Origin of the sequence: Streptomyces sp. NPDC086835, assembly GCF_044745705.1 — a bacterium.
Taxonomy (GTDB): domain Bacteria; phylum Actinomycetota; class Actinomycetes; order Streptomycetales; family Streptomycetaceae; genus Streptomyces.
Map to the genome: position 1 here is coordinate 1 of NZ_JBIVAU010000003.1, position 10,664 is coordinate 10,664.

Annotated in this window: 11 protein-coding genes; 6 read left to right on the top strand and 5 right to left on the bottom strand. The window is 71.6% G+C overall.

Going from position 1 to position 10,664, the window contains the following annotated elements; genetic code table 11:
* Positions 1-437 precede the first annotated feature (437 nt).
* The gene (locus ACIPJI_RS11630) at positions 438-1,904 is read left to right on the top strand and encodes a SulP family inorganic anion transporter (RefSeq protein WP_402246580.1); all 1,467 of its coding nucleotides are present in this window, start codon (positions 438-440) and stop codon (positions 1,902-1,904) included.
* A 79-nt stretch (positions 1,905-1,983) separates the two neighbouring features.
* Here the strand turns inward: ACIPJI_RS11630 and ACIPJI_RS11635 are convergent, their stop codons facing one another.
* The 5 genes from ACIPJI_RS11635 to ACIPJI_RS11655 form a co-directional block, all read right to left on the bottom strand.
* Positions 1,984-2,721: a PepSY domain-containing protein gene (locus ACIPJI_RS11635; protein WP_402245826.1), complete on the bottom strand. Its 738-nt coding sequence runs from the start codon at positions 2,719-2,721 to the stop codon at positions 1,984-1,986.
* Between the two features lie 233 nt (positions 2,722-2,954).
* Complete coding sequence (locus ACIPJI_RS11640) at positions 2,955-3,575, bottom strand: hypothetical protein (RefSeq protein ID WP_402245828.1); 621 nt, start codon at positions 3,573-3,575, stop codon at positions 2,955-2,957.
* The gene (locus tag ACIPJI_RS11645; RefSeq protein WP_402245829.1) at positions 3,572-4,396 is read right to left on the bottom strand and encodes a rod shape-determining protein; all 825 of its coding nucleotides are present in this window, start codon (positions 4,394-4,396) and stop codon (positions 3,572-3,574) included. The genes ACIPJI_RS11640 and ACIPJI_RS11645 overlap by 4 nt, the downstream gene beginning before the upstream one ends.
* Positions 4,393-4,758: a hypothetical protein gene (locus ACIPJI_RS11650; protein WP_307704901.1), complete on the bottom strand. Its 366-nt coding sequence runs from the start codon at positions 4,756-4,758 to the stop codon at positions 4,393-4,395. The genes ACIPJI_RS11645 and ACIPJI_RS11650 overlap by 4 nt, the downstream gene beginning before the upstream one ends.
* A gap of 49 nt (positions 4,759-4,807) precedes the next feature.
* A complete protein-coding gene (locus ACIPJI_RS11655; RefSeq protein ID WP_402245830.1) occupies positions 4,808-5,134 on the bottom strand; it encodes a TraR/DksA C4-type zinc finger protein in 327 nt (108 codons plus the stop codon).
* Between the two features lie 362 nt (positions 5,135-5,496).
* Here ACIPJI_RS11655 and ACIPJI_RS11660 point away from each other — a divergent pair, with 362 nt between their 5' ends.
* From ACIPJI_RS11660 to ACIPJI_RS11680, 5 genes are all read left to right on the top strand, one after another.
* A complete protein-coding gene (locus ACIPJI_RS11660; protein ID WP_307704899.1) occupies positions 5,497-6,498 on the top strand; it encodes a HAMP domain-containing sensor histidine kinase in 1,002 nt (333 codons plus the stop codon).
* A gap of 2 nt (positions 6,499-6,500) precedes the next feature.
* A complete protein-coding gene (locus tag ACIPJI_RS11665; protein ID WP_402245832.1) occupies positions 6,501-7,160 on the top strand; it encodes a response regulator in 660 nt (219 codons plus the stop codon).
* Positions 7,161-7,357: 197 nt separating this feature from the next.
* Positions 7,358-7,510, top strand: coding sequence for a hypothetical protein (locus tag ACIPJI_RS11670; RefSeq protein ID WP_167306888.1), 153 nt, complete (start codon positions 7,358-7,360; stop codon positions 7,508-7,510).
* Positions 7,511-7,695: 185 nt separating this feature from the next.
* Positions 7,696-9,915, top strand: a complete 2,220-nt coding sequence (locus ACIPJI_RS11675) for an NADP-dependent isocitrate dehydrogenase (protein WP_356622750.1) — start codon at positions 7,696-7,698, stop codon at positions 9,913-9,915.
* A 221-nt stretch (positions 9,916-10,136) separates the two neighbouring features.
* Positions 10,137-10,565 carry a pyridoxamine 5'-phosphate oxidase family protein gene (locus ACIPJI_RS11680; protein WP_356622749.1) on the top strand — a complete coding sequence of 143 codons (429 nt, stop codon included), beginning with the start codon at positions 10,137-10,139 and terminating at the stop codon, positions 10,563-10,565.
* The last annotated feature ends 99 nt before the right edge of the window (positions 10,566-10,664 follow it).

The following is a 10,664-nucleotide window of genomic DNA, read 5'->3' on the forward strand; positions in this document are numbered from 1 at the left end:
GCCGCACGAAGTCCCACTCGGCATCGGTCAGTTCATGGCGACGTATCACCCGACCATGATCCACCAACCAAGATCACATTGACGACAGACCCTAGGGGCTGCCCGCCACTGCCCTGCGATTCACGAGCAGCGCTTCGAACTCTCCCCTCACGTCAGGGTATGGTTCCAGGGCGGAGCGCCCGACCTGTGCCGTGCACGGCGAGGGCCACCCACGCCGAGGTGTCAGCGCGGTGGGGAGCAGTCACTTCCGGGCAACGATGCCCGACCGGCAGCTGCCCTCCGTCCGGCAGGCCCGGCCTCCAGGCCCGGCCGGCAAAGACTCCGCACCTGACTCGGGTGGGGTCGCACTCAGCGCGTGGGTTCAGCGGATGGACGTATGCGCCCGAACAGGAACGGTTGCATTGTCTTCTTCGCTGTCCGAAGGGCGCCGGCTGCGCATGTCCGCGCCCGACTGGCTCGCCTCACCGAAGGTCTTCAGGACCGAGGTGCTGGCCGGCCTGGTGGTGGCGCTCGCGCTGATCCCCGAGGCCATCTCGTTCTCCATCATCGCGGGGGTCGACCCGGCCGTCGGTCTGTTCGCGTCGTTCACGATGGCCGTGGTGATCTCGGTCGTCGGCGGTCGCAAGGCCATGATCTCCGCCGCCACCGGGGCGATCGCCCTGGTCATCGCGCCGCTCAACCATCAGTACGGCCTCAGCTACCTCGTCGCCGCCGTGATCCTCGGCGGACTCTTCCAGATCGTGCTCGGCGCACTGGGCGTGGCGAAACTGATGCGGTTCGTGCCGCGCAGCGTCATGGTCGGCTTCGTCAACGCCCTGGCGATCCTGATCTTCATGGCGCAGGTGCCGGAGATGCGTGACGTCCCGTGGGCCGTCTATCCGCTGATCGCCGCCGGTCTGGTGCTCATGGTCCTCTTCCCGAGGATCACCAAGGTCGTTCCGGCGCCGCTTGTCTCCATCGTCGTCCTGACCGTGATCACCGTCGGTGCCGGTATCGCGGTGCCCGACGTGGGCGACAAGGGCGCGCTTCCTTCGTCGCTGCCGGTGCCCGGCCTGCCCGATGTGCCGTTCACCATGGAGACGCTGACGACGATCGCGCCGTACGCCTGCGCGCTCGCGCTGGTCGGCCTGATGGAGTCGCTGATGACGGCCAAGCTCGTCGACGACCTCACCGACACCCGCTCCAGCAAGACCCGGGAGTCCATCGGCCAGGGCGTGGCCAATGTCGTCACCGGCTTCTTCGGCGGCATGGGCGGCTGCGCCATGATCGGCCAGACCATGATCAACGTGAAGGTCTCCGGCGCCCGCACCCGGCTGTCCACCTTCCTGGCCGGCGCCTTCCTGATGGTGCTGTGCGTGGTCTTCGGACCGATCGTCTCGGACATCCCGATGGCCGCCCTGGTCGCCGTCATGATCATGGTGTCGGCGGCCACCTTCGACTGGCACTCGATCCGGCCGAAGACGCTGAAGCGGATGCCGGTGGGCGAGACGACCGTCATGGTCGTCACCGTGACCGCCGTGGTCGCCACCCACAACCTCGCCATCGGTGTCGTCCTCGGCTCCGTCACCGCGATGGTGATCTTCGCCAGGCGGGTGGCGCATCTCGCGGAGGTGACCGGCGTGGTCGACCCGGACGGCAAGCAGGCCGTCTACGCGGTCACCGGCGAGCTCTTCTTCGCCTCCTCGAACGACCTCGTCCACCGCTTCGACTACAAGGACGACCCGGACGACGTGGTCATCGATCTCACCGACGCCCACATCTGGGACGCGTCCTCGGTCGCCGCCCTGGACGCGATCGAGAGCAAGTACGCGCAGCGCGGCAAGAAGGTCACCATCGTCGGGCTGAACAGGCCGAGCGCCGAGATGCACGACAGGCTCGCCGGCCGGCTCGGCGCCGGGCACTGAGCGAAGCACGCCCCTGCCCGCGGTCCTCGGACCGTGGACAGGGGCGCTGTCGTTCCTGTGCCCGCCTCGTGCGGAGGCGTCAGTCGCGGTCGACCTCCTCGCGCAGGATCTCGCCGCCCGCCGCGTCGACGTCGAAGGTCGTCTTGTACCAGTCGTCCTGGGTGACGACGTCGACCGACCAGACCACCTTGCCGGCGTCGTCGCTGTCCAGCTCCACGACGGTGACCGTGCCCTTCTTCCGCCCGGTCGCCGTCTTCACCGCCTGCTCGGCCGTCAGCTCCGCCTTGCTCAGCAGGTCGGCGGTCTCCTGCTTGTCCTCGGCGTCCTGCTCCCGGTCGGGCTGCGAGCGGAGCACCCGGCCGGAGGCGGCGTCGATGTGGACGGTGTGGCGGGTGCCGTCCTGGGTGGCCACCTCGGCGGCCCACTCGGGGCTGCCCGGGCTCGGTGCGGGACTCGCGGTGCTGCCGCTCTCCGCGCGTGTGAGCTCGATCTCGACCAACTTGCTGCCCGGCACCTCGCCGACGGCCGTCCCGGCCGCCTTGTCCCAGGTGACCTTGGCGGCCGGGACCAGAGCGCGGCGCTCGGCCTGGTCGTCGGTGAGGCGGGTGGTTGTGCCCGTGGGGCTGGGGGAGCCGGTCGGGCTCGCCGTGCCGGTGGGACTCGTCGTACTCGTGGGGCTGCCGCTCGGTGCGGCGGCCGCCGCACTCACCTCACTCCCCTTCTCGCTGCCGCAGGCGGTCAGGAGCAGAGCCGAGCAGGTGATGAGACAGGCGGGAAGCGCGGCCCGGAGGCGAAGAGCATGAGTCGTTACGTTCATGTTGCCACGCGTAACCCTTGGTCCCACGGGAGACACGGGCTGCCGGGAAGATCACCCGATCGCGTCCGCCCCACCGGCGGCGGCCCACAGCCGGCTGCCGCGAAGAGAGCCCGGGCAGCGGTGAGGGTCCGCGCCCTGAGAGCCAGGGCAGGGGAGAGGGTCCGCGCCCGCCGGTGTCCCCGGGGTCCCTCCGCACCGGGCGGTTCCACCGGCCACTCACACGGGCGGGGCCGTCACGCCGATGTCGTCCACCGGGGGGCGGTGTCGGCCCAGGCCCTCTCCCATCCGGCGTCGCGCCGTCTGTCCAGCGCCATCGCCGCCACCCCGTAGGCGCCCGCGCCGGTGAGGGCGACCGCCACGCCCGCCGTGGCCGCCCACCCCAGCGCACGACTGCGGATCTCGCCCGCCGCCATGGGCGGATCGGTCAGACGCCCTTCGGCGTCGCGCCAGACGCGGACGGTGCTGCCGGCGGACAGGCCGGGCCGGACATCGGCCTCGCCGGTGCGCGGCCGCCCGTCGGGGCCGAAGAAGCGCACCTCGACCGGGTAGAAGGTGTGCCGGGCCTCCTCGGAGCCCGGTTCCGGATGGCGGGGAGCGTCCCGCACCAGGACGGCGTCGACGGGAGCCCGCGAGCGGGCGTCCGCCGCGGCGTCTGCCCGCAGCGAACCGTTTACGGAGTTGTGCACGACCACCGTCACCGTGGGCGCCGCCGCCGGCACCGCCAGAGCCAGCACCAGCCCGGTCCACGCCTGCAGCACGTCGGATCGGCGACGCAAGGGGCTGCGCCGCCACCGCCACAGCCCCGCGCGCGCCCGCACGGGCGGCGGCTGCGCCCGCGGTTGTGGGGCGCTCATGTCGTCCCCCGTTCCGGTACGTGCTCCTCCGCGTGGGTCGCGGGATGGCGGTGGGCCGACTCCAGGACGTGCGAGGCCCCCCTCAGCGCCGCCGTGTGCGGTGCGGGAACAGGCTGGACGGGGACCCGCAACTGCCCGGTGAGGTCGTAGGTGAACTCCGGCCGCAGCGCGCCGCCGCCCGCCAGGAGCAGACCCCGCCCCAGGGCGTCCAGGGTCTGCTCGGACTCGTCGAGCCGCAGCATGTGGGTGACCATGGCGACGACCGCGCCGGTGATGTCGCGGAAGGTGACGGAGCCGCCGATGTCGCCGGTGCCCAGCGCCGTACGGTACGCGTCCGTCACCTCGCCGTCGCAGAGCAGCGCGACCTCCGTGACATGCGCGCCGATGTCCGCGACGAGCAGCGGCCGGCCCAGGTCCGCGCCCGCTCCCAGCGCGATGGCCTTCGCGGTGGGGACGGTCAGGACCGTACGGGGATGCAGCACCTCGAGCGCGGTGAGAGCAGCGCTGCGGAAGCGGGGCCCGCCGAGCACCGGTGTGGTGACGACGATCAGCGGGCGTCTGAAACCGGACACGCGGCGCCGGAACAGACGCTCGAGCATCCGGGCGGCGCCCTCGGGGTCGACGATGTCACCACGCCGTACGGGGTACATGGCATCGGCACCCGGGAACGTCACCGTAGGGACGTCGAGGATGACACCGCGGCCCGGGGACCAGGCCCGGGTGCGGCAGCTGCCGATGTCGATGGCGAAGCGCGGGCAGACCCGGCACACCGGCCCGGCCGTTCGACGGCGCCCGCCGGGCCGGACACCGGAGCCGGTCACCGTCCGGCCTCCCCGTCCCGTGGGCAGCGCCCGCAGTAGCGCGCCTGTGGCACGACGATGAGGCGCTCCAGGGAAATGGGGCGCGCGCACACGTGGCAGACGCCGTACCGGCCCTGGTCCATGCGTTCCAGCGCGGCCTCCACGTCGGACAGGACCATGCGTGCGGACGCGCTGAGTTTCACCTGGACCTCGAGCTGTGAGGCCGACCGTCGGCGGAGCGCGTCACCGGCCCGCGACGGGCGGGTGAATCGCTCCAACTGCTCCAGACGGAAAGCACGTTGTTCCTTCAGGCTCGCGCGCAACGCCGCAAGGTCGTCGGCGGAGAGTGGCGCGGCGCCGGCGTCGGCGATCCGGTGGTTCACGAAGTCACCCCTCCAGGTGCACGAAGGACAGGACCGGGAGCCCCGCCCGTCACGACGCCCGGCGCTGGCAGCCGACGCAGCAGCGGGCGTAGGGCAGGATCTCCAGCCGTTCGACGGGGATCGGTCGCCTGCACTCCTGGCAGAGTCCGTATCCGCCGGCCTCCAGCCGCGCGAAGGCCGCTTCGATCTCCGTCAGAACCCGCTGGATCGAGGACTTCTGGGCGATCATCAGCTCGCGCGGCGCGTCGTTCCCCTCCTGCTCGATCGCCTCGAGCTGCGTGAGCCGGGAGTTGCGCTCGTGCTGGAGACGCTGACCGACCTCGTGGGCGGTGAGACGTTCGGGAAGGGAGTCGGAGCGGGCCGCGTCGAGCGACATGAGAGGAGTCCTTCCGAGGGAGTCGTACGCCGTGGAGTCCCGTCGCGGTGTGCTCGCGGACCCGGTGCTCCCGCCGGCGGAACCCGGCGCTCCCGCCGGCCGGCGGGAGGGTGAAGGGTTCATGCCGCAACCATCACCGGTGCGCCGGGCCCGCACCATCGGTCCCAGCACCCATTTACCGGGGGGCCGGCAGTGCATGTGGTGCGGGGCCGTGAGCCCCGTGACCGGCGCGGATGGCTGCCGCTGCCGATCGACACGCGCTCCGGGGGCGCGGCAGGCTGAGCAGACCCGAATGCGGGCCGAGCCCGGCGGTGACCCATAGTGGGTGGCAAACCGCGAAGACTGTGGAGGTCCGGTACGCCGTGTCGCTGTTCTGGCGGATTTTCGCCCTCAACGCGCTGGTCCTCGGCCTGGCGACGGCGCTGCTGCTGTGGGCGCCGGTGACCGTCTCGGTCCCGGTGCTGCTCACCGAGGCCGTCATCCTGGTGGGCGGCCTGGTCGTGATGCTGGTCGCCAACGCGGCCCTGCTGCGCATCGGACTGGCTCCGCTGGATCGGCTCACCCGGCTCATGACCACCGTCGACCTGCTCCGCCCCGGCCAGCGGCTGCCGGGGCCGCCCGGGCGGGGCGGCGTCGCAGAACTGATCAGTACCTTCAACGACATGCTGGAGCGGCTGGAGACCGAGCGTGCCACCAGCAGCGCCCGCGCGCTGTCGGCGCAGGAGGCCGAACGCCGCCGCATCGCGCAGGAACTCCACGACGAGGTGGGCCAGAGCATGACCGCCGTGCTGCTCGCGCTGAAACGTGTCGCCGACCGGTCCCCGGAACCTCTGCGGGACGAGGTGCGGCAGGCGCAGGAGACCACCCGCGAAAGCCTCGACGAGGTGCGCAGGCTGGCCCGCCGGCTGCGGCCCGGCGTGCTGGAGGACCTCGGCCTGGTCAGCGCGCTCACCGCGCTGAGCGCCGACTTCGCCACCCACACCGGACTGCGCATCGAGCGCGACTTCGACCCCGGACTCCCGGCACTCGCACGCGAGACGGAACTGGTGCTCTACCGCGTCGCCCAGGAGGGCTTGACCAACATCGCGCGTCACGCGGAGGCGGAGCACGTCCGGCTCGCCGTGCGCCGCACACCCGGCGCGGTCGTCCTGGACATCGCCGACGACGGCCGCGGCACCGGCCTCGCCCGCGAGGGCGCGGGGATCCGCGGCATGCGGGAACGGGCCCTGCTGATCGGCGCCACCCTCGACATCGCGCCGGGCGGCGCGGGCGGCACCCGGGTGTCCCTCTCCGTGCCCGACGACTCTGCCCCCGTGCCGGCAAAGTCCGCCGGCACGGCACGTGCCGGGAAGGAGGTGGCGTAGCCGTGGCGGAGACGGACGAGATCCGCATCCTGCTGGCCGACGACCACGCCCTGGTCCGGCGCGGCGTGCGGCTGATCCTCGACGGTGAGCCCGGCCTCCGGGTCGTCGCGGAGGCCGGTGACGGCGCGGAGGCCATCGCCATGGCTCGCAGCCACACCGTCGACCTCGCCGTCCTCGACATCGCCATGCCCCGCATGACCGGCCTGCAGGCCGCCCGTGAACTGGCGGCGATCCAGCCCGGACTGCGCATCCTCATGCTGACGATGTACGACAACGAGCAGTACTTCTTCCAGGCGCTCAAGGCCGGGGCCTGCGGATACGTCCTGAAGTCCGTCGCGGACCGGGACCTGCTGGCGGCGTGCCGGGCCGCGATGCGCGGGGAGCCTTTCCTGTACCCGGGCGCGGTCACCGCTCTGATCCGCAACTACCTGGAGCGGGCCCGGCAGGGCCAGGAGACGCCCGACCAGATCCTCACCGCGCGCGAGGAGGAGGTCCTGAAACTCGTCGCGGAGGGCCAGTCCTCCAAGGACATCGCGGAGACCCTGTTCATCAGTGTCAAGACCGTTCAACGCCATCGTGCGAACCTGCTGCGCAAGCTCGGGCTGCGGGACCGCCTCGACCTGACCCGCTACGCGATCAGGGCCGGCCTCATCGAACCCTGACGCGGCTCGCACCTCGGCGCGCCTCGAACCCTGACGTGGCTCGCACCCCCTGCCCGGCGCGGGAGCCCGGCCGGGGTGGCGGGACGGGAGGAAGGGCCGCCGACAGGGTCGCCGAACCCACCTCCTACACTCGGTCACTGCTCTCGGCCGCGGTCGGCGCGGCACGAGGCGACCCCTGGGAAAGGACCCTGTTCGAGATGAGTTCCGCAGACCGTACCGAGGCACCGATCTACGCGGACCTTGTGGAGGAGCGCGGCGACGTTCCCGCCGAGGCCCGGCGGACCGCCGAGGAGACCCTGCGGGAGATGGGCCGGGTCATGGACTTCAGCGACGTGCTGGCGGGCCGCTAACCCGCGCCGGCCGAGTGCCGGCGGGCCCCGCGCGTTCCAGGCCCGCCGGTGAAGAGCGCCACCGCCCGCTGACGCCCGCACCGGCCGCCGGCCGGGCCCCCACGGCAGGGCCCTGTCGAGTGGCGAGCGATCACGGGATATCTTGATGTCGAGCAATGTTGCAGACGTGGAGAGCGGAGCACCCGGTGACTGACTCGACCATCATTTATACGCACACTGACGAGGCGCCCGCCCTGGCGACGTACTCGTTCCTGCCTGTGATCCAGGCGTACGCATCGACGGCCGGTGTCACCGTGGAGACCCGTGACATCTCGCTCTCGGGACGGATCATCTCGCAGTTCCCCGAGTACCTCGCCGAGGGACAGCGCATCGACGACGCGCTCGCGGAGCTCGGGGACCTGGCCAAGACGCCCGAGGCGAACATCATCAAGCTGCCCAACATCTCGGCGTCGATCCCGCAGCTGAAGGCTGCCGTCGCCGAGCTCCAGGAGCAGGGCTACGCGCTGCCGGACTACCCGGACGACCCGAAGACCGACGAGGAGCGCGACATCCGCGCCCGTTACGACAAGGTCAAGGGCAGCGCCGTCAACCCGGTCCTGCGTGAGGGCAACTCCGACCGCCGTGCCCCGGCGTCGGTGAAGAACTACGCCAAGGCGCACCCGCACCGCATGGGCGCCTGGACCCCCGAGTCGAAGACGAACGTCGCCACGATGTCCGCCGACGACTTCCGCTCCACCGAGAAGTCCGCGGTGATCGGCGACGCCGGTTCGCTGCGTATCGAGCTCAAGGGCGACGACGGCTCCACCACCGTGCTGCGCGAGTCGGTGCCCGTGCTCCCAGGTGAGGTCGTCGACGCCTCCGTGATGCGCGTCGCCGCCCTGCGCGAGTTCCTCACCGAGCAGGTCGCCCGCGCCAAGGCCGAGGGTGTGCTGTTCTCCGTGCACCTGAAGGCCACGATGATGAAGGTCTCCGACCCGATCATCTTCGGCCACGTGGTGCGCGCCTTCTTCCCGAAGACGTTCGCCCGGTACGGCGAGTCCCTCGCCAAGGCCGGCCTCACCCCGAACGACGGCCTCGGCGGCATCTACAAGGGCCTCGAGTCGCTGGCCGACGGCGCCGAGATCAAGGCGTCCTTCGACGCGGAGCTGAACGAGGGCCCGGCCCTCGCCATGGTCGACTCCGACCGCGGCATCACCAACCTGCACGTACCGAGCGACGTCATCGTCGACGCCTCCATGCCGGCGATGATCCGCACCTCCGGACACATGTGGGGCCCGGACGGCCAGGAGGCGGACACCGTCGCCGTCCTGCCGGACAGCAGCTACGCGGGTGTCTACCAGGTCGTCATCGACGACTGCCGTGCCAACGGCGCGTTCGACCCGTCCACCATGGGCTCGGTCCCGAACGTCGGTCTGATGGCGCAGAAGGCCGAGGAGTACGGCAGCCACGACAAGACGTTCGAGATCCCGGTCACCGGCACCGTGCGGGTCGTCGACACCGCCGGCAACGCCGTGCTGGAGCAGGCCGTCAGCGCCGGCGACATCTTCCGCATGTGCCAGACCAAGGACGCGCCCATCAAGGACTGGGTGAAGCTCGCCGTCACGCGCGCCCGCGCGACCGGCGTCCCGGCCGTGTTCTGGCTCGACGAGAACCGCGCGCACGACGCCCGGCTGATCGAGAAGGTCCGGACGTACCTGGCCGAGCACGACACCGAGGGCCTTCAGATCGAGATCATGTCGCCGGTGGAGGCGACCGCGTTCTCCCTGGAGCGCATCCGCCGCGGTGAGGACACCATCTCCGTCACCGGCAACGTGCTGCGCGACTACCTGACCGACCTGTTCCCGATCCTGGAGCTCGGCACCAGCGCCAAGATGCTCTCGGTCGTCCCGCTGATGAACGGCGGCGGACTGTTCGAGACGGGCGCCGGCGGCTCCGCCCCGAAGCACGTCCAGCAGCTCGTCAAGGAGAACTACCTGCGCTGGGACAGCCTCGGCGAGTTCCTCGCGCTGGCCGTCAGCTTCGAGCACCTCGCGACGACCACGGGCAACGCCCGCGCCAAGGTCCTCGCCGACACGCTCGACCGTGCCACCGGCACGTTCCTCAACGAGGACAAGTCGCCGAGCCGCAAGCTCGGCGGCATCGACAACCGCGGCAGCCACTTCTACCTGGCCCTGTACTGGGCCCAGGAGCTCGCCCGGCAGACCGAGGACGCGCAGCTCGCGGAGGCTTTCGCGGGCCTGGCCAAGACGCTCGGCGAGCAGGAGCGGACCATCGTCGACGAGCTGATCGCGGTGCAGGGTTCGCCGGCCGACATCGGCGGTTACTACCGTCCCGACGAGAAGAAGGCCGCGGCGGTCATGCGCCCGTCGAAGACCTTCAACCAGGCTCTGGCGATCCTGGGCTGACACGGCGGCGGGCGAACCGTCCGCCTCCCACGCACCCGCCCCGGCCGGCACTCGTGCCCGGCCGGGGCGGCCTGCGTCCGCGCGGAAACACGCGAGCGCGCCTGCACGGGAACACGCGTACACGGGAACACAGCGGCGCCGCACGGCAGTTGACGTGAAGGACATGCCGGCCGGGCACGGCCCGGACGGCGGCCGACCGTGGACGCACAAAGGAGTCACCCGTGGCACTCAGCCGTGAGGACCGAGAGAAGTTCCTGGCAGAGCCGCTCGTCGCCGCGCTGGCGGTCGACGCGGGGGAGGACGGCAGGGCGCCCCTGACGGTGCCGATCTGGTACCAGTACGAACCGGGCGGCGACATCTGGGTCATGACCGCCCGCGACTCCCGCAAGGCGAAGGCGATCGAGGCAGCCGGCCGCTTCACCCTCATGGTCGACCGCGTCGAGCCGACGGTCCGCTACGTCTCGGTCGAGGGCCCGGTCGTCGAGAGCGTCCCGGCCACCCGGGAGCAGCTTGTGGAGATCTCCGCCCGCTATCTCGACCCCGCGAAGGTCGACGCCTATGTCGACTTCGCCTGGAAGGAGCACGGCGAGCAGATGGTCATCCGGATGCGCCCGCAGCGCTGGATCAGCTCGGACCTCGGCGAGGCGTGACATGAACGGCCGCGGGGGGGGGGGGCCCCCCGGGGCCCCCCCCCCCCCCCCCCCCCGGCGGGGGGGGGCGGGGGGGGGCCCGCGGCGGGGCCCCGCCGT

Bases quoted from the DNA above. Each gene is read 5' to 3' on its own strand.
- ACIPJI_RS11670 (WP_167306888.1), top strand. From the start codon at position 7,358: ATGAGTTCCGCAGACCGTACCGAGGCACCGATCTACGCGGACCTTGTG.
- ACIPJI_RS11640 (WP_402245828.1), bottom strand. From the start codon at position 3,575: ATGAGCGCCCCACAACCGCGGGCGCAGCCGCCGCCCGTGCGGGCGCGC.
- ACIPJI_RS11635 (WP_402245826.1), bottom strand. From the start codon at position 2,721: ATGAACGTAACGACTCATGCTCTTCGCCTCCGGGCCGCGCTTCCCGCC.
- ACIPJI_RS11655 (WP_402245830.1), bottom strand. From the start codon at position 5,134: ATGTCGCTCGACGCGGCCCGCTCCGACTCCCTTCCCGAACGTCTCACC.
- ACIPJI_RS11630 (WP_402246580.1), top strand. From the start codon at position 438: ATGTCCGCGCCCGACTGGCTCGCCTCACCGAAGGTCTTCAGGACCGAG.